The organism is Corynebacterium pseudodiphtheriticum DSM 44287, from assembly GCF_000688415.1.
GTDB lineage: Bacteria > Actinomycetota > Actinomycetes > Mycobacteriales > Mycobacteriaceae > Corynebacterium > Corynebacterium pseudodiphtheriticum.
Genome location: NZ_JIAH01000005.1, coordinates 43510 through 63153, shown reverse-complemented (window position 1 = coordinate 63153; position 19644 = coordinate 43510). Strand labels below are relative to the sequence as shown.

Here is a 19644-nt window from a genome sequence, read left to right as displayed (position 1 = left end):
GGGGTAATATCGCGCAGGTTTGGATCACCCGAAAACACCTGTGCCCACAGTGAAAGCCCCCGAATTGTTCTACTATTTTTGACAAGGAACAATAGGCAATAATGAATAACGCAATGAATACAGTCAATACACACAATAACCAGCAATCCCGCGGCATCGGCGAATTTCCTGCCGGTCGGCCCCCACAGACCGATTTCAACGAGGTTTTCAACAATGACCTCGACTACCCGCGGCTAGGCACCGTGACTTTTCGCCGCGGCTCGCTCAGCGACAACCAGCTGGCGACCTTCGAAAAGCACTGGCCAGAACTCGGCGCGATGCTTGCCGACGAACACGTCGACGTCGACAAGTGGTTTGGCCGCAGCGGCGCACCCACGATCGTGGAAATCGGCTCCGGCACAGGTACTTCAACCGCGGCAATGGCACCAAAAGAAGCAGATACCAATATTATTGCCGTCGAGTTGTACAAGCCCGGCCTGGCGAAGCTACTTGGGCAGGTAGTACGCGAAGACATCCCGAATATCCGCATGATCCGCGGCGACGGCATGGAAGTACTCATGCGCATGTTCGCCCCAGAATCGCTCGATGGCATCCGCGTGTTTTTCCCGGACCCATGGCCGAAAGCCAAGCACCACAAGCGCCGCATCATCCAATCCGGGCCGTTGAACCTGTTTGCCTCTCGCCTAAAACCCGGCGGAGTGCTGCATGTGGCCACCGACCACGCGGACTATGCCGAATGGATTAACGAGTTGGTCGAGGTCGAGCCGCAACTAGAATACAAAGGCTGGCCATGGCCGGAATGCCCGCAGCTGACCGACCGCCAACTGATCACCAAATTCGAAGGCAAAGGCCTAGAAAAAGACCACATTATTAATGAATACTTGTGGGTGAAGCGCTAGGCAGAAACGCCCCGCCCCATGAACCCGCAGGATCCGTAGCAGCTGTGCGACACGTACAGCACGTACGGCTGCACACCCCGCGGCCGCATAAAACCCGAAAAAAATACGAGAAATACTGGATATACCGAAAATATGGACACGCATACCGCACACACCGCGCAGAATCATTCTGCGCACACTAGTTCAGCGCACAACAACACTCTGCTGATGATCTGGGATGCACCAAACCTGGACATGGGGCTGGGCTCCATCCTGGGTGGCCGCCCCACCGCTAATTCCCGCCCGCGTTTCGACGCCATCGGCCGCTGGATTCTGGAAATCTCTGAAGAAGAAAACCTCACCCCAGAAGCCTGCGTGTTCACCAATGTCTCACCCGGCGGCGCGGAGGTCATTCGCCCATGGGTAGAAGCACTACGCAACGTCGGCTATGCCGTATTCGCAAAACCAAAAATCACCGAAGAATCTGATGTGGACCCTGACATGGTCGCCCACATCCGGCAACGGTTCGAGGAAGGCAGTTTAAGCGAGATCGTCGTCGCCTCTGCCGACGGCCAAAACTTCCAGGAGCTGCTCGAAGAACTCATCAATGCCGGCATTCCCGCCACCGTGTTGGGTTTCCAGGAGCACTGCTCGTGGGCTGTGAGCCACGAAGATATCGGTTTTGTGGACCTGGAAGATATCGAGGGGGTCTTCCTCGAACCACTGCCGCGGGTTAGTCTGGATGCGCTGCCGGAAGAAGGCGCCTGGTTGGCGCCCTTCCGCCCGCTGTCGTCACTGTTGTCTAACCGTTAGGAACCGGCATGTTTTTCAGGTGGGGGCAGTTTTCCTATGCCCATCGCAGGATCATTCCGCTGCTGATCATCGCGGCTATCGCCCTGGTCTTCGCGGTTTTTGGCACCAAGCTCGACGATCGCCTGAGCCAGGAAGGGTGGGAAGACCCCCGCGCGGCATCGACCACCGCCGCTGAGATTGAGGCCGAGACCTTCGGGCGGGACCGCAACGGCGATGTCATCTTGCTGTTCGACAACCCGCAAGAAAACTTAGAGGCTGCGCGCGCCCACCTGAATTACCTGCAAGAACAGTACCCAGACCAGATCGCGCAAGTCACCAGCTATTTCGATACGCGCAATCCAAACTTGCTGTCCGACGACGGCTCGGTAGCGTTCGCGGCCATCGGTTTAGCAGGTGACGACGAGCAAACTCTGCGTGATTTCCGTACCATACAGGATGATCTCACCGGCGCCGCAACCGCCCAGGGCCTAGATATCGAGGTTGCCGGAGCCACCGCCGTTGCTGATGCTTTGGACGACGGCATGGCGCACGATATCTCGGTTGCCGAACGCGCAGCGCTACCGCTGGTGGGCTTGCTGTTGCTGTTCGTCTTCGGTTCCGTCGTCGCCGCGTTTATGCCGTTGATCGTCGGCGCGCTGTCGATCATGGGCTCCATCGGCATTCTCTCGGTATTGGCCGGGTTCATCCAGGTCAACGTGTTTTCGCAGGCCGTCGTCACGTTGCTGGGCCTAGGCCTGGCCATCGACTACGGGCTATTTATGGTCTCGCGCTTCCGCGAAGAACTAGATAAAGGCCGTGATACCCGCACAGCCGTTGCGATTACCACCGCCACCGCTGGGCAAACGGTGGTCTTTTCCGCACTCATGGTGGCCGTTGCCATTTCCAGCCTGCTGATTTTCCCACAGGCGTTTTTGAAATCCGTGGCTTATGGCGCGATTTCCGCCGTCGGCCTCGCAGCACTGCTTTCGGTAACGGTGCTACCAGCAATTTTCGGCATGCTCGGCCACAACATCGACAAGTGGACGGTACGCAAGACCAAACGCTCCCGCCCAATCGAGGAAACCTTCTGGTACCGCGTTCCACGCTGGGCCATGAGCAAAGCTCGCTGGTTCACCGTCGGCATCACCGCCCTGCTGCTCGCACTGACCATCCCGCTGTTGGGTGTCAGCTTCGGCGGCATCAACGAGACCTATCTGCCACCGAGCCACGAAACCCGCCAGGCCCAGGATCGCTTCAACGAGGAATTCCCGGAACACCGCACCGAGCCCATCAAACTTGTAGTCAAGGGGGCCGATAACCAGCAGCTTGTCGACGTCGTCTTGCAAGCCCGTGAGATCGAAGGGCTGACCTCCCCCATGGCGCCGTCCAGCCAGACCATAGACGGCACCACTGTGTTGAGCGCCGGTATTGCAGACCGCGAAGATAACGCCGAAGTTATCGAACAACTCCGCGCGATTACAGCACCGGAAGGCGTGGAACTTTACGTCGGCGGTACCCCGGCTATGGAAGTCGAATCACTCGAAGCGCTGTTTGAGAAACTGCCGTGGATGGCGCTGTACGTTATTGTCGCCACGTTCTTGCTGATGGCCGCGGTGTTCGGCTCGCTGATCATCCCTGCAAAAGCCATCATCATGACGGTGCTGACCTTAGGCGCCACCCTGGGTATTTTGACCGGCATGTTTGTCCTCGGCGCTGGTTCCGGACTGTTGGATTTCTCGCCGGGCCCACTGATGAGCCCGATCCTGGTTCTGATCATCGCCATCATTTATGGCTTGTCGACGGACTACGAGGTCTTTTTGGTTTCGCGCATGGTGGAAGCCCGCAAGCGTGGAGCGTCAACCGACGACGCCATCAACTACGGCACCGCGCACACCGGCCACATCATTACGGCCGCCGCGCTGATCATGATTGTGGTGGCTGGCGCGTTCGGCTTCTCCGATATCGTGATGATGAAATACATCGCCTTCGGCATGATCTTCGCGCTCTTCCTCGACGCCACTATCGTGCGCATGTTCCTCGTACCAGCCGTGATGCACCTGCTGCGCGAAGACAACTGGTGGGCACCGGCCTTCGTGCACCGAATTTATGAACGCATGGGGCACGGTGCATACGAAGAAACCGTGGTCCCGGCTGGGCGGATGGCGGATACTTCCGGCCCTAACGGTGACCATGAACAGTACGACCTTGCCCCGGACGGTGACTATGAGCAGTACGAGGAACAGTACGAGCTGGATGAGCCGCGCGAACTGCATGAGTCGGAAGTCGTCGCCGATACCAAAGCCATTCGCAGCGGACGCACCACCGACCAAGACAGTGACCTGATTCCGTTCTCGGAGCTCATGAAGCGCCTAGAAAACGACAAATAGACGGGGCCGCAACGATGAAGAGCACAGTAGGCAAATGGCTGCGGTGGATACTGCCCCTAGCAGTACTCGTCGTCATGGGTATTTTCTTCCGTGACGAGCTAGATTTCTTGAGCGATGGTTTCCGCACCCTTCGTCACGCGCAACCTTGGCCCCTCGTCGTCGTGTTTATCACCTTTGCGTTTTCCCTATTGGCGATGGCCGAGGTGATGCGCAAATTGTTTGTCGCCGGTGGTGTGCCCGTCTCGTTCAAAGAGTGCAACAACATTGTCTTCGCCTCCAATGCCTGGTCGACGACGCTTCCCGGCGGTCCCGCGTTCGCCGCGATCTTGACGTATAAAGTGCAGCGCGCTTGGGGGGCTTCCGTAGTGCTGTGCGGCTGGTTTTTTGTGCTTTCTTCTGCGATTTCCACGCTGTGGGTCGTGTTGATCGGTTTTACCGGCGTATTTTTCTGGGGCGCAGATGTGGCGTTGTGGTCATTAGTAGTATCCCTGGCGTTGATGTTGGGTCTGTGCGGAGGCCTGTACTGGGCTTCCTGCAATACCCGGACCGTGGGGCGGTGGATTAAAAACCTGCCGTGGAAAAAGACCGACGAGCTCGTCAAACACGTCAACAAGCTCGACCAAGTGTCGTTGAACTTGGGCCAATTTTCCTGGGTGACGTTGATGGCGTTTTTCAACCGAGCCTTCGATGCCGTTGCTCTGTGGGCTTGTGCCTGGGCCGTGACCGGTAATATGCCGTCGTTCTGGCCTGCCGACGACCACACCACCATCATGGGCATTAGCGTCGCGTTTATTACCGCCAAGCTGGCGGGTTCCGCGCAGATCACCCCGGCGGGCGTCGGCACCGTGGAAATCGCGATTATCACCGCGCTAGTGGCTACCGGCATGACGGCCGTCGATGCCACCGGTACGGTGTTGGTCTACCGGCTGATCACCTTCGTTTTCTACAGCGCAATCGGCTGGGTCATCTACTTCGCCTACTACGCACGCAAGGGTATGTCCTATGCCGCGCTGCGCCAGACTGATTCGGAAGAAACCAGCGACGTAAAATAAATGGCATGTCGACGCCTAACTGCCACGCACCTGCCCGTCCGATCATCTTCGATGCCATCGCGCTGGCAGTTTTCGCCTTACTTGCACGTATTGCCCACCAGTCTGCGGACATGCCACTGTCTTTCGTGGGCTGGTTATCCACGCTGTGGCCATTCCTTATTGGGCTGGGTCTTGGCTGGTTATTGCTTTCCCGCGCGACGGCGCTGACGATGGTTAGCGGTGCGCGCAACGGCCGCGGAGCGGCCATCGTGTGGTTGTGCACCGTCATCGTCGGGCTGGTCATCTGGGCGTTGCGTAATGGGGCGGTGCCGCACTGGTCATTCGTGTTGGTCGCCAGTGCGACGTCCGCACTGTTCATGTTCGGTTGGCGCGCTGCCTTCGCGCTGGCCGGTTCCCGCAAATGATACCGTTTGTCGGCGCTGCTCCCGCCTGCTGTGTCGACGCATCCGCACCAAATCAGCGACATACACCGCCACCGCGACCCAAATGATGATGAAGCCGATCCAGCGCTGCTGCGACATCGGTTCTTGCGTAATAAACAGCGCCCACAACATCAGAATCGTTGGGGTAAGGTACTGCAACATGCCGATCGTCGACAGCGGCAGCATGTGTGCACCGCGGGCATAAAACAACAGCGGGGTGGCGGTGACCAGACCACACGACATCATCAGCAGGGTGTGTCCCCAGCCTTCACTGGTGAAAGTTGATTGTTGCTCTGGGCTCACGCTGATATATGCCACATAGCCCAGCGCGAGCGGCAGCATGATCATCGTTTCTGCCCCGACGGAGAAAAACGCGGACACGGCGACTTTCTTTTTCAGCAGGCCATAGGTACCAAAGCTGAATGCCAACGCCAGCGCGATCACTGGTGGCTGGCCGCTCAGGAACGTCAGATACACCACGGCTACGGCCGCGATAGCCACTGCCACCATCTGCCAGCGGCGTAGGTGCTCGCGCAAAATCAACACGCCAAGAGCCACCGAAACCAACGGGTTCATGTAATAGCCCAGTGAGGCATCAGCGACGTGATCATTCATCACCGCCAAGACATAAGTACCCCAGTTCACGGTGATCACCACGCCAGCAGCAGCCAAACGCCACCAGGTAGCCGGGCGCACCTCATAGATTTCGCGCCACCGACCGGTTACCAGCAAAATTCCCACCATCAACACCGCAGTCCATATGATGCGATGCGCCAGAATCTCGAGCGGGCTGGCAGGATCCAACAGTGGGAAGAACGCGGGAAACACACCCCACAGCACATAAGCGGCGACGATATATTGCATTCCACTACCGTAGCCGGGAATTAATCTGGCCGAAGACTAGCTGAGCGAAGACTGCCACAACACGAGGATATTTCCAGAGACGATCCACAGGCTTTCATCTTTTTTATGCACCGCACTCTTCGGAAATAAAAACTTTAACAGTAAATCACAGCATATCCCTTCGAAACGGATTAGCATCCCTATACAAAACAGGATTCAAACTCAGGTGGTATTGCTAGAGAACGGAGGTTCTGCGAGACTTACGCTAGACAAAGGTGCAGACTCACAGGGCCGCTAGATTAGACCAAGGTGATGATCATGAGTACTGATGTGGATAAACAGAACAAAATTCATGGTGCAACATGGGCAATGCTAGGCCTATGCTGCGTATCCTTTTTTATTGTCGTAGTTTCTATAGCAACTGGACACACGAAAGGATTCACCAGCGCACTAATTATGCTGGCAGGCTCTGCAGGAATATTATCATCTCGATTGATGAGCAAAGCTAGGAAAAGTTTTACTAAGTCAATCACCGGGAGGTGTCACAAGTGAAACCTGCGCGTTTACTAGGCTGGGGTGCAACAATTGCCGCCTTTGTCGGTAGCTATTTGCTATGGACCATTGGTCAAGACTGGTGGTGGCCCTCAGTGGCTATTACCGGTACAGCGATAGCCGCAATTTGCGCGCTTAACTGTTATCTCGCACATAAAACAAAGAAATACGACTTGTATATCGCTGCATTGCTGTCAGCACTATCACCAGTTCTTATCATTACTATCGCACTCGGCTTCTTTTTCTCCGGTCCACCTACATAGGCGCGATCGGGTGTTTTTTCGGCAAGTCTTCCACGTGCTTAGTCGCCAACTGGCGTAGCGCTTGCCGCAGCTTCAACCGGGTCTCCGAAGGCTGGATCATGGCATCAATATAGCCGCGCTCAGCAGCCACATATGGCGAAGTCATATTCTCGTCGTAAAAGTCCATGAACACTTTCTTCATGTAACCACGCTGTTCCGGCGGGGTTTGCTCCAGCTGCTTGCCCTGGATCATGACGACGGCCGCGGCCGCACCCATCACCGCAATCTGCGCGGTCGGCCATGCAAAGTTGATATCACCAGACAAGTTCTTCGACCCCATCACCGCGTACGCACCGCCATAAGCTTTGCGCACCACCAACGAAATCTTCGGCACGGTGGCCTCCACCAAAGCGAAAGCAAAACCAGCGCCACGGTGAATCAACCCGGCCTTTTCTTGCTCCACACCCGGCAAATACCCAGGGGTATCGGCAACAAAGATCAGCGGAATATTATAGGCATCGCAAATGCGGATAAACCGCGCGCCCTTATCGGCGGCATCCGCATCGATACAACCAGCAAAATGCATCGGGTTATTCGCCACAAAACCCACCGCCTGACCATCAATACGCCCAAAAGCGGTGACCATATTCGGCGCGAAGTTTGCCTGCAACTCAATCAGCTGATCGTCATCACCCAGCAACTTCAGCACATCAATAATGTCGTAACCGGCATTCGTGTCATCCGGCATAAACTCATCGAGCTCTGGGGTATGCGCGACTTCCTCGTCACTAGGCGCCAAAAACGACGGCGCCGGATCATGGCACGTCAACGGCAGGTGATCCAAAAGATCACGCACCAGCTCAAAGGCATCTTCTTCGCTGTCAACAACGGCCTGCACGTTACCGTTGCGCTCCTGCTGGCGCGCACCACCGAGTTCCGCGGAGCTGACTTCCTCGCCGGTGACCTCTTTGATCACAGCCGGGCCGGTGACATACATTTCGGCCTCACCATCCACCGCGATGACAAAATCCGTGGTCACCGGGGCATACACTGCTCCACCGGCGGATTTACCCAACATGATGGAAATCTGCGGCGCATACCCCGACAGCGGCATCTGCCGACGCGCGATCTCGGAATACATCGCCAGCGACGTCACCGCGTCCTGAATACGCGCACCACCAGAATCCTGAATACCAATCACCGGGCAGCCGATGCGGGCAGCCATATCCATCACCTGCGTGACTTTCTGGCCAAACGTCACACCAACGGAACCGCCATAGACCGTCTTATCGTGCGCATAGATACACACCGGACGGCCGCCGATGCGCCCATACCCAGTGACCACACCATCCGAGTACACCGCATCGTCATCGCCCGGGGTTTTACCCAGCGCGCCAACCTCCATGAAGGAGCCGTCGTCAAGCAAAGCATTAATGCGCTGCCGGGGAGTGGTGCGCCCGGCCTCATCGCGCTTTGCCCGCGCCCGCTCCGAACCAGGATCCTGCGCCTTTTCTAAACGACGACGCAGGTCAGCGAGTTTCTCGGCGGTATTAGTCACCTAGTGCTCCTCCCGTGCAGCGGGGATCTTGCTCTTCATCCAACGGTCCATGTGCTCTGCGACGATGCCAATCGCTGGCTCATCCGGCACCGCCAGGTGATCACCCGGCAGCTGAACGATCTCTAACTCATCGACGATAGCACCCCAGCCGCCATCCGGATCAATATCGGCGTAGCGTGGCTCCAATTCAATTGCACCATCATGCATACGTTCCGCGCGGAACAACAGCACCGGCAGGTCCACATCAGCCCAGCGCGCAAAATCGAGCTTGCCCAGGATCATGTTGTCCACGAAGCTGGCGCGCTGGTGTTCCAAAACTCCCGCGGATAGCCCGTGTTCAGAAGCATCGGAGCTAGCCAGGAACTGCTCCAGCATCTGCATCAAGGCTTCCTCGCCGGCCGTTTCGAGCAGCTCGTACGGTACCGGAAAGTCCAAGCCATAGGTGCGCTCCGCGAATGCGGCGTAGCGCTCCCAGCGGGCCTTGGTCTCATCCAAGGTGTCCGGAATCGGCTCAGACGGCTGGGTGGTATCCAACAACGCAATATAGGCGAGGTCAATGCCGTGGGTGGAGTTGTCGGCGTTATCAGCATTGACAGCGTTACCAGCGTCGGCAAGCAACTGCGAAGCCGCCTCATACGCCAACGCTCCACCAAAGGACCAGCCGCCCAGGATGACAGGGCGTCCCTTCGCATACTTGCGGATATCGCCCAGGTAATCCGCCACGCGCTCTTCCAAGCTACCTTCACGCCGCTCCACGCCATAGACCGAAACCTCCTGCGGCAAGCGGCGCGCCAGCGGCTGGTACACCACCGAACTACCACCGGCCGGGTGGAACATGAACACCACCGGCGCTTCGGCGCTGCCCTCACGCAGCACCCGAATATTGCCTTCGACGTCGGTTTCCAGGCCTTCGCGCACCACGTTGGCGATTTCTTCCAGGTTTTCTGCCTTGCCGACGAGCTCGGCCCCGATGTTCATGCCACTGCGCTCACTCAAGCGCTCGGCAATTTTGTCGGCGACTTCGCCGCTGATTTCCGGCAACGTGCTGGTGACACCAGTGGCCGCGCGACCAGTCAAACTAGCCCAGGTAGCAAACACCAGGCGCTCAGCGGCATCACGTGGCGCCACGCCGACTCCTTCTGTCTGCGTGGCATAGGACTGTTCGGGCTGCTGGGCCTGCTCTGGCTGATCGGCAGAGCTTTGCTCGGCGGAGCTCTTCGCAGAGGAGCTCTGGTCATCCCGCACTGCAGCACCGTTTTCCGGTGTTGGGCCAGCAGAGCCATGCTTCTCCGCAACGGCCTGGTTGACCATCGCCACGACATCCGCCACCGACGCATCACGCAAAGCCTGCACCTGCAGCGGCGGAATTTGGAAATCATTTTCCACGCGGTTCTTAATCCGCATGCCCATCAGCGAATCCAACCCCAGGTCAATCAGCGGCAACTCACCAGGCAGGTCTTCTGCGTCGTAGCCCATGGACTCAGAAACAATTAAGCGCAGACGCTCCTCGACGGTTTCGGCCTCCGGATCCCAACGCACCCCCGAATCCGCGCCAGGCATGCCCAGGTTGTTTCCGGCCGCGGCGGCACCGGCTGCACCTTCGGCACCGGGTACACCAGCAGCCAGCGGTGATTCTGGAATCGGCGCCACACCCAAATTCTGCGATTGCGCGTGTGCACCAACACCGCCGTCGGCAAGCGCCAACGTAGTAGCAAAACCTTCCGCAACCACAACGCCCGCGGTCATATCGTGCACAGTCAACGCCACACCACCGACATTGCGCTGGGCGATCGTCGTCAACTCACCCTGGGCCGGCAACGTGCGCGGTTCTTCCACCGCCACCAGCTGCGCGCCCGGCTGCATCGCCTCGGCAGCTGCTTCCAGCAACGCCAGCGCCGAAGGCACCTGATCAGCATCCACAGAAAACGCGGTGCGCCCATCCGGCAAATTCACCCGGGTGCCCGGCAACCCGGCAACACCGGCACTCGGGCGGGCATTCGTCCAATACCGTTGCTTCTTAAAGCGTGTGTTGGGCACCGCAGCATACTCACCGCTGCCATACAGCTGCGAGAAATCCACCGGTTGGCCCAAAACATAAAGCTGCGCCAGCAGATCCACCAGGTTGTTTGCGGAATCTTCCTTGCGCTTCAGCGTCTTCAGCAGCTTCGCATTAGCCTTGTCGACGCTAAAAGCAGTGTTCATCATGCCCATCAGCGCAACCGGGTTCGGGCTAATTTCCACCATCGTGTTGTGGCCATGGGCAAAAGCACTGGTGACAACATCTTGGAAGTACACCGGCTGGCGTGTCATTTCCAGCCAATAATCCTCGTTATGCACCACCGCACCACGCTGGTGGTGGATTTTGTCCACTGAAGAGAACAACGGGGTGTGCAGCGGAGCAGGTTCGATGCCTGCGATGGCACCTTCCAACTCACCGAGCAGTGGTTCCACCATGGAAGTGTGGCCGGCACCTTTTACGTCCAGCGCGCGGGCAAACTTGCCCTCTTCTTCCAGCTTTTCTACCAAGCGCAGAATCGCGGCTCGCGGGCCACCAACCGTCGTCATTCCCGGACCGGCGTACACGGCGGGTTCCACACCAGCGAATTCTTCTTGCTCGGCGTAGTCCGAAATCTGCTGTGCAGACAGCTCCACGACGGCCATCGCACCTTGTGCGTCGCCAGTCAGAGCATTTTCGCCTTCGCCCATCAGCCGGGCACGGTGGCAGGCGATCAACATGGCATCCTCAGCGCGCAAACCACCAGCAGCATAGGCTGCCGCGATCTCGCCCATGGACATGCCAATCACGGCTGCCGGGCGTGCACCGCACTGCGCCAGCAAATCCGTCAACGCGATCTGGATTGCGGTGATCGCTACCTGCGCGGTTTCGGTGTTATAGGTCTGCTCATCGTCCCGAACCAATTCCAGCACGGACCAGCCGCCCTCAAAGTCCACGATCTCGTCGAGCTCCGCCATTCGCGCGGCAAAAAACGGCGACTGTTCCAGCAGGTCCTTCACCATTTTCCGGTGCTGGGAACCAAAGCCAGAGTACACAAATACCGGGCCCGGGCTTTCCGGTGCGTCTCCGCTAAACGCAGACGTCGCAGCCTTGCCCTCGGCGAGCTTACGCAGGCGCTTCACAGCTTCACCAGCGTCCGCGGCAACAATGGCAGCCCGCGAGCGGCCATGGTTACGCTTGGCCAGGGTGCGGGCGACGGCCTGCAGATCAAAATCCTTGTTGCTCTGGGCGTCTTCCAAATAATCAGCCAAATCACCAGCTGCTTGCCGACGCCGCGATGGCACCAGGCCAGAAATCGGCAACACCACGTGGTCGCTATTCAGGCGCGGCTGGGCTTCCCTAGCCACAGCCACGCCCGCAGCGCCATCGTGCACTGTCGACGCCGCGTCCTGAGCTGTCGACGCAGCGTCATATTTCTGCACCACGACGTGCGCGTTTGTCCCACCAAAACCGAAACCAGAAATACCGGCAATCTTGTTTTCCGAAGGCCATTCTCGTGGGTCTTCGACAACTTCCAGGCGTTCTTTCTCGAAGTCGATATAACGGTTCGGTTCCGAGAAGTTCACCGACGGCGGCACAGTGTCGTTCTGGATCGACAGCACTACCTTGATCAGGCTGGCAATACCGGCAGCAGATTCCGAATGGCCGATATTCGACTTCACCGAGCCAATCAAGGTGTCTGTTTCCCGGCGCGGACCAAGCACCGCGCCCAATGCGCTGGCTTCAATTGGATCACCGAGGATCGTGCCGGTGCCGTGTGTTTCCACGTAATCGACGGTCGCTGGATCAATCCCGGCATCAGCATAAGCCCGGCGCAGCACGTCGATCTGTGCCTCTGGGTTCGGCGCGGTCAAACCATTTGAGTGCCCATCGGAGTTGGTCGCGCTGCCCTTAATCACCGCCAAGATCTCATCACCAGCGGCTTCGGCGTCGGCAAGCCGCTTGAGCACCACTACACCGGCGCCATCGGCACGCACGAAGCCATCGGCATCATCAGAAAACGCATGGATAGCGCCCGACGGGGAAATCACGCCGAGCTCGCCAAAGGCAGTCGAAACAAACGGCGACGCCAGAATGTTCACGCCACCGGCGATAGCTACGTCGCACGAGCCATAGCGCAGCTCGCGCACCGCCTGGTGCACCGAAACCAGCGACGAGGAACACGCGGTGTCCACGTTCAACGACGGGCCGCGGAAATCAAAGGCATAGCTAATGCGGTTCGGGATCACAGCCGAAGAAGTACCCGTCAGCGCGTATGGGTGGGCCTCGGCTGGATCAGCGGCGATCAGCATGCCGTAGTCATTATTCGAACTACCCATAAACACGCCGACGGGCTTGCCCTTGAGTTCATTGGCCGGCAGGTGCGCGTTTTCCAGCGCGTGCCAGGTCAACTCCAGCATGATGCGCTGCTGCGGATCCATGTTGGTGGCCTCAATGGGAGAAAGGCCAAAAAATTCCGGGTCAAAACTGGCGATATCGTCCAGGTAGCCACCGGTGAGATTGATCTTGCCCATCTTTTCCGACATCACCGGGTCGGACTGGTACTCACTCCAACGCCCCAGCGGCAGCTCGCCTGTGGCAGTGCGGCCTTCTGCGAGCAGCTTCCAGTATTCATCCAAGCCATCTGCCTGCGGGAAGCGAGCAGACATACCGACGATCGCGATATCGCCACCGTAGCCACCATGCGCACCGTTTCCGACACCAGCGACGTCGGCACGCTCGTAAGACTGCTGGGCAGCCCCGGCCCGCGCGCTATCTTCCGCCGGACCATCAACCAGCCGTTGAGCCAGTGACGCAATGGTGGGGTATTCGTAGGCGATAGTCGGATCCAGCCGGGTATCCAGCAAGGTTTCCAATTCACCCGACAGGATCACCGCATCGCGCGAAGAAAGCCCCAGCGCTTCCAGTGGCTTGTTTTCCGATACTTCTTCGACGGGAAGGTCAGTGACCTTCACTACCCACTCGGTCAGCCAGCTCTTCAGCTGCTCAACTGTCATTTAGGCTTCTCCCTCAGATCCCTCATACTTCTTCTTTGCTACCTGCCGCGCGATTTTTCCTGCCGACGAGCGGGAGAGCTCGCCAGGAGCCAGGAACTGAATATCATACGGACGCACACCATGGCGTGCGGTAACTTCCGCGCGGATGGCGGAAATTGCCTGTTCGTCTCCGGATTCTTCGGCTTGGTCGGCACGTTCTACCAGCAGTACGAGTTCCTCGGTGTTTTCTGCGGAGACCGCAAAGGCAGCCACGGAATCGCTACGCACGTGCTCGCTGGCGGTCATCACGGTGTGCTCAATATCCTGCGGGTAATGGTTGCGACCAGCAATGATGATCATATCTTTCAAACGACCAGTGATAAACAGCTCGCCGTCGATAAGCACGCCCAGGTCACCGGTGGCCATCCACTTATCCGCCGGAGCTTCAGCCACGCGGGAGTCCTCCAGCCGCTCTCCAATGGTGTTGTGGAAAGTAGCCGCAGTTTCTTCCGGACGGTTCAGGTAGCCCGCAGCCATGTTGTCACCGTGGCACCACACCTCTCCGACGGTAGAATCTGGCAATTCGGCTTTAGTTTCTGGGTCCACGATGGTCAGAAATTGTGGACGCACGACTTCACCATTGGAAATAAACGCCACGCCATCTTCGCTAGCAGTCTCCACGGCCTTGCCCTGCGCAATTTCGTCGCGCTCAAAGTACTTCACCTTTGGGCGATCCTCGGTCTGCGGGGTGGTCACCATCAGCGAAGCTTCTGCCAAGCCGTACGACGGACGCAGCATGCGACGAGTCAAACCTTTTGGCTCAAAAGCATCCAGGAAGGAATTCAGCGCTTTCACCGTCACTGGCTCTGAACCAATGATGATGCCGTTAATATTCGAGAAATCCAGGCCGTCTTCATTGCCATAACGAACTGCGAGATCCAATGCGAAGTTCGGAATCACAGTGTAAACACCATTGCTGTCGTCGCCTTCGCGAGCTGAGATCATGCGCGTCCAACGTGCTGGTTGCTGGATGAAATCTTTCGGAGACATGATCTCATTGCGCAGCCCCATGATCGTGGCGAACAGGCTCAGAATAATTCCCATGTCGTGGTGCAGCGGCAACCACGACACCAAACGCAACGGCAGGCGCAGGCGAGCTGCTTCGAAGATCTGCAATACGTTGGTCAGAATCGAACGGTTCGTCAGTTCCACACCAGCCGGGGTGCGCGTAGAACCAGAGGTGTACTGCAAGAAAGCTGGTTCGTCAATGGGCATCACCGTCGACGAAGCCATGCGCTGCTGGCCTTCGATGGTCTGCTGTGGGTTGATGTAGGAATCAGCCAAGGAATCCGGCAGCGAATCTACCGCCAAGATACGGGGGCGTTCACGAGCCGGGAGTTTTTTGAAGTGATCACGCACCGCCGCTGCCGAAGGGCGGTTGGTAAGCACCAACTTCGGGCTGCAATCAGCGAAGACCGCCGTCAGGTGTCCTTCATGGCCTGGTTCATTCGGGTCGTAAAGAGGCACCGGAACCATACCGGCATACATCGCACCCACAAAGCCGAAAATGTATTCCGGAGAATTTCCCATCAAAATCGCGACCCGGTCGCCCATCTTGGCAACCTGCTGCAAACGCGCAGCCACAGATTTGATGCGAATGTTGATCTCTTGTCGAGTGAAATCAACCGCAGTACCTTCGCGAGACTGGGAGTAATCCCAGAAGCGCAGGCAATGCCGGTCTGCTCCACCGGTGTGTAGATCACCCTGATAGAGCAATTCCGCCAGCCCGACTAGGGACAATTGCGGGGCGAGTTTCAGGTTGCCCTGGCCGTCGTAAAACTGACTCATTGCTGCTTTAAGATCCATGGTGATTCCTTCTTTGAACTAACACCGGTGCAAGTAGTACCGGTCGAAAATGTTTGTTTATCTAAGATTCCAGCCTACTTTGGCGCAGAAGTCATGCAACTACCAGGTGCTATCGGAAACAAAATAAGAAACGTTAACATCTATAACATATACACCAAATGATATGAGTTCTAGTTCACAATCACGATTCGCCACGCCGAAAAACCGCCACGCCGAAAGACTTTCAACATGGCGGTGCTGGTGAGGTTCACATTCCGAGCAAACCTATCTGGCTAACCATGATCGATGGTCTCGATAGCCCAATTCTTAATCCACTGATCCGCAGTTGTTCCGGGAACAACGTCCGTATTAGTGCCGTATTGCGCGTGCGAATTATTCGCCAGCTCCAAAGCCCGTCCTAAACCATCAATCACGCTTTCCGGTGCAGCGCAGATCGGGTCACTCGAAGCACAGATCTGGAAAGTACGATCCTGCAACGCACCAAAACCATCACGCGCACCCCGCATTGACGCACCCGGAGTGACATTTTGCACCAGCCCCTCGACCGGTTTCAGCGACACCTCGGCACCAACCCCACCAACGGGGTTGCCAGGGTTGATGCCCTGATCCGCAGTACGACGGCCGTCGGCAAGCAAAGCAACACCACGAACCCGCTCGGGAGGGATCGGGCCACGATGATTACCGATCTCATTGACGATATCGCCCAAAATTACCGCGCCTTGGGAAAACCCAGTCATGGCAAAGTCAGTTAACGGACATTCCCCATGAGTAGAAAGCAAGCGCTCACGCACCTTCTGCGTACCTTCTTCACGAGATTCGTCATAAGTCAGTTGATCCTGATTCTGCACGTTGGCAAACTGCGCAGAATACGGCAAAGTCCATACACGCACATCGTCCGGAGCGTAACGCTCCTGCAGCGGGCGGGTGACATTCAGCAAAAATGAATGAGGGTTCGCCTGTGGATTGAACGGGTCATCATCCGCAGCAGATTCCCATGTGCCCGGTGCAGCAATAAACTCCACGCGCGGGCACCATTCCGGTTGCACTGGCCCTTCAGCTTCTTCGGCAGGACGAGCCTGGTCGTCCGGGGCCATCGGATCATCACCGTTCAGGTATTGCACTACCCCGGCACCGATCAGAACGATCAGGACGATCACGGCGACAACCGTGAACACTTTTCTCATAGCTTCACATTTCTTGATTGAGCACGACTGCGGAATTTTCTAGCACATAACTACCGCACTAGCACTAGCAAAAGCGCCCGCGCGCGGATTCCGTCAACTTATCAACCAAATCTTCAAATTCTCTGTCAGTGCGCTGCTGCCCGATCAGCTGCCCAGCCACTGCCTGTAAGATAGCGGTCTGCTCATCACAAACCAGATAGCCAGCAGAAACCACCTGACCTTCGACACCTGCAACATCAACTCCGAGAGCACGAACATCATCGAGAAAGGCGGCGTTCTCACCCTCGAAAGGGTTCGTCTCAGGAATTTCGTCGATTTCCTGCGCGCCACGGTCACGGCCACCGGCAGTTTGTGGCGCCGGCTCAGTGTTATTATTCCCGGCACTATTCTGCCCGGAACCAGACTTAGCCGTCGTAGAACCCTCGCTGGATTTTTTGCCGTCCTTACCGTCTTTGTCGTCCTTACCAGCCCCCGGCGACGTTGTAGAACTGGCTGCGGTGGATTTCGTAGTCTGTGTCGAGGATTTGCTCAGGGTTTCTGGTGCTTCGTCTTCTACGGTCGCTGAACCACAGGCGGCCAAAACCAGGGCACCGGTGGTCAACGCCGCTACCAACGACGCTTTCCGACGCCGCACCCCAGTGTTGCGAAAAGCTCCAACGCTACGAATACCTGTGCTTCGAGTAAATCGCATTACTTCTCCCGTACGCCACCGTTGATCTCTTGCAGGGTTCCGTTCTGGAACTTCTGCTCATTCACGCCCGGCTTCGACTCGAAGTCCGCGGTAGGCCAGCCGAATTTGCCCTTCTCGTAACCGTGCTTACCCCATTCGTCGAAGATCTTTCCGTACTTGATCACCTGGGCGCCGGATTCTGGCGAGAAGTAAATATTGCCGTTTTCGAATTGCTGGAACCAACCGCCATCGATCTTGTACTCATTGCTGATCGGCAGACCCAAGTCAGCCTTGTCCACGGTCGCATACTTCTTAGCGATTGCGCCGAAGACCAGGTGGGTCTTGCCCTCGCGGTTACGCGCTAGGAAGCCACCTTGCATCGGCTGTAGCTTGCCGCCATTGATGTGTTCATCCTTGCCGGTAGGGTACCCGGAGCGGCCACGCTCGTAGTCGTATTCTTTCCAGCCTTCCAACAAATCATTCGGCACTTCCCAAGCACCAGTATCTGGGTGCCAATAAATGTTGCCGTTTTCGAACTGTACAAACCGGCCCTTGCCGTCTGGCGTACCCAGTTCAGTGGACTTCGGGAAGCCCAACCACGAGGTTGCTCCACCCAGCTGCGCATAACGCGCGTTGATCGCGCCGTAAACCCCATGCGCACCGGTTTCTGGCGACCAATAAGCAGTACCGCCGGTGAAATCCTGCGCCACACCACTGGTCTCGCCCACCTGATATTCGTTAGTCAAGCATTCTTCGAAGTGCGCCTGGCCAGCAACGCTGGCTCCAATGGCTCCCTTAACTTCGCACTCCGCCGCGCGGCCTTCTTGTGGGATACTCAGAGAGTTCGCGATGTACGGCCAGGCCTGCTTCAGCTCAAATTCCCAGTATTCCCAAGTGTGAATACCGGTTGGGCGGAACTTCGCGACGACATCCACGTTTTGGGCCTTGGCACGGTCCACGAAGGTTTGCGTCGACATGCGCGAAATAACTTCCAGGCCCACGCCTGGCAAGCTTGGGCCGTGCTTGGCGACGGAGTTCGGGTCGCCAAAGTCCGGCTGTCCGCTACCGGAAGAAACATAGACTGTCATATCGCGCAATTGCTCGATACCCAGCTTCGGATCATGGTCGATCCAGCCCTGGCTGTACAGCGGGCCCCACATTGCTTCAGCGTTGTAGCCGCCACCGTCGGAAAGCGCCATCTGAATCGCTTCCGGCATACCCTTGCTAGTCGTATCCAAGTATCCGGAGAACGAACCTGCGAAATTAAACAGGTGTGGGTTGCGCTCTGCCATGTTGATAGCAGAAGTTGCGCCCATGGACAGACCAGCGACTGCCCGCTGCTTGTTGGAGCGGAACTTGTTATCCATGATTGGGATAACTTCCTTGGTCAGGAAAGATTCCCACTTATAGTGCTTGCCATTGTCTGGTTTCTGCCAGTCAGAATAGAACGACGACTCACCACCGACTGGCAACACGACGTTGACATTCTTGTCGGCGAAGTACTGCTCGACATCAGTCGCGATGGTCCAGCCGGATTCGGTTTCACGGGCACGCAAACCGTCCATCAACCACAATTCCGGGAACTGCTGGTTCGGCTTGGCGTAATAGTCACGGGCCAGCAGAATCTGGAACTTCATTTCCTGGTCTGGCATGGCAGCGGACTTCACGTATACGAAGGCGTGGCGGGGCGATTTGTATTCCACACGATCAATTTCCACGCCTGCTGGCAGCCCATCGGAGCTCGGGTATTCCGTTTCGATGGTGCTGCGCTGCGGAGCTTCGCCCGGAAGAATCGAGTCAGTCAGGCCATCGTTTTTTGGCAGTAGGTTCGAGCTTCCTGGTAGCGAGCTTTGGGCTTGCGCCACCGGCGCCTGCGTCGTAATAGGTACGACAGCCAAGCCGGTAGCAACGGCGGTAGGCACAGCCAAGGCCTTAAACCAGGCACGACCGCGAGTACCGCGTGACTGACCGGCAGCCTGTGATTGAACGTGCGGGGAACGAGACGAGTCTAGTCGCATAATGATTCCTTGAAAGTGTGTACAGGGTAGGCAAAATTCAGGCCCGCCCCCACCCCGGAAGTTCCCCGCTTCCGGGATGCGGCTGGCCTACTCGCGTAGTTATCAAGTCTAAAGTTTAGGTTTAACTTGGCGATGGTTGGTAAGACACTCCGGTACTTCGCAGAAAAATACACAAAGATCATTAGCCC

General features: G+C 57.3%; 13 protein-coding genes. 6 read left to right on the top strand and 7 right to left on the bottom strand.

The genetic code is table 11. The features are described from left to right. Positions 1–113: 113 nt before the first annotated feature. The 5 genes from trmB to O146_RS12300 all read left to right on the top strand — a co-directional run bounded on the left by trmB (position 114) and on the right by O146_RS12300 (position 5513). Positions 114–899, top strand: coding sequence for a tRNA (guanosine(46)-N7)-methyltransferase TrmB (trmB, locus tag O146_RS0100915; RefSeq protein WP_026168083.1), 786 nt, complete (start codon positions 114–116; stop codon positions 897–899). A gap of 132 nt (positions 900–1031) precedes the next feature. Further along, positions 1032–1691 (top strand): NYN domain-containing protein, encoded by a 660-nt coding sequence (locus tag O146_RS0100910; protein ID WP_027017429.1) that lies wholly within the window; start codon positions 1032–1034, stop codon positions 1689–1691. A gap of 8 nt (positions 1692–1699) precedes the next feature. Further along, the gene (locus O146_RS0100905) at positions 1700–4057 is read left to right on the top strand and encodes an MMPL family transporter (RefSeq protein WP_027017428.1); all 2358 of its coding nucleotides are present in this window, start codon (positions 1700–1702) and stop codon (positions 4055–4057) included. Between the two features lie 14 nt (positions 4058–4071). Continuing rightward, positions 4072–5109 (top strand): lysylphosphatidylglycerol synthase transmembrane domain-containing protein, encoded by a 1038-nt coding sequence (locus tag O146_RS0100900; RefSeq protein WP_027017427.1) that lies wholly within the window; start codon positions 4072–4074, stop codon positions 5107–5109. A 5-nt stretch (positions 5110–5114) separates the two neighbouring features. Continuing rightward, the gene (locus tag O146_RS12300) at positions 5115–5513 is read left to right on the top strand and encodes a DUF3054 domain-containing protein (RefSeq protein WP_081820527.1); all 399 of its coding nucleotides are present in this window, start codon (positions 5115–5117) and stop codon (positions 5511–5513) included. On the opposite strand, the gene rarD is transcribed toward O146_RS12300, so the two are convergent. Then, the gene (rarD, locus tag O146_RS10595) at positions 5427–6395 is read right to left on the bottom strand and encodes an EamA family transporter RarD (protein ID WP_035000460.1); all 969 of its coding nucleotides are present in this window, start codon (positions 6393–6395) and stop codon (positions 5427–5429) included. The genes O146_RS12300 and rarD overlap by 87 nt on opposite strands. Before the next feature lie 527 nt (positions 6396–6922). On the opposite strand from rarD, the gene O146_RS12295 reads away from it, so the two are divergent. After that, on the top strand, positions 6923–7189 hold the full coding sequence (locus O146_RS12295; RefSeq protein WP_023018802.1) for a hypothetical protein: 267 nt from the start codon (positions 6923–6925) through the stop codon (positions 7187–7189). Here the strand turns inward: O146_RS12295 and O146_RS0100885 are convergent. From O146_RS0100885 to O146_RS0100860, 6 genes are all read right to left on the bottom strand, one after another. Beyond that, positions 7182–8726 carry an acyl-CoA carboxylase subunit beta gene (locus O146_RS0100885; protein ID WP_021353479.1) on the bottom strand — a complete coding sequence of 515 codons (1545 nt, stop codon included), beginning with the start codon at positions 8724–8726 and terminating at the stop codon, positions 7182–7184. The two genes, O146_RS12295 and O146_RS0100885, sit on opposite strands and share 8 nt — an antisense overlap. Beyond that, positions 8727–13739: a polyketide synthase Pks13 gene (gene pks13, locus O146_RS0100880; RefSeq protein WP_027017426.1), complete on the bottom strand. Its 5013-nt coding sequence runs from the start codon at positions 13737–13739 to the stop codon at positions 8727–8729. After that, complete coding sequence (locus O146_RS0100875) at positions 13740–15584, bottom strand: FadD32-like long-chain-fatty-acid--AMP ligase (protein WP_021353477.1); 1845 nt, start codon at positions 15582–15584, stop codon at positions 13740–13742. A gap of 272 nt (positions 15585–15856) precedes the next feature. Further along, positions 15857–16768 (bottom strand): cutinase family protein, encoded by a 912-nt coding sequence (locus tag O146_RS0100870; protein ID WP_027017425.1) that lies wholly within the window; start codon positions 16766–16768, stop codon positions 15857–15859. A gap of 64 nt (positions 16769–16832) precedes the next feature. Continuing rightward, positions 16833–17459 carry a hypothetical protein gene (locus O146_RS10590; RefSeq protein ID WP_051619178.1) on the bottom strand — a complete coding sequence of 209 codons (627 nt, stop codon included), beginning with the start codon at positions 17457–17459 and terminating at the stop codon, positions 16833–16835. After that, positions 17459–19456, bottom strand: coding sequence for an alpha/beta hydrolase-fold protein (locus O146_RS0100860; protein ID WP_023018797.1), 1998 nt, complete (start codon positions 19454–19456; stop codon positions 17459–17461). Before O146_RS0100860 ends, O146_RS10590 begins: the two co-directional genes overlap by 1 nt. Between the last annotated feature and the right edge of the window lie 188 nt (positions 19457–19644).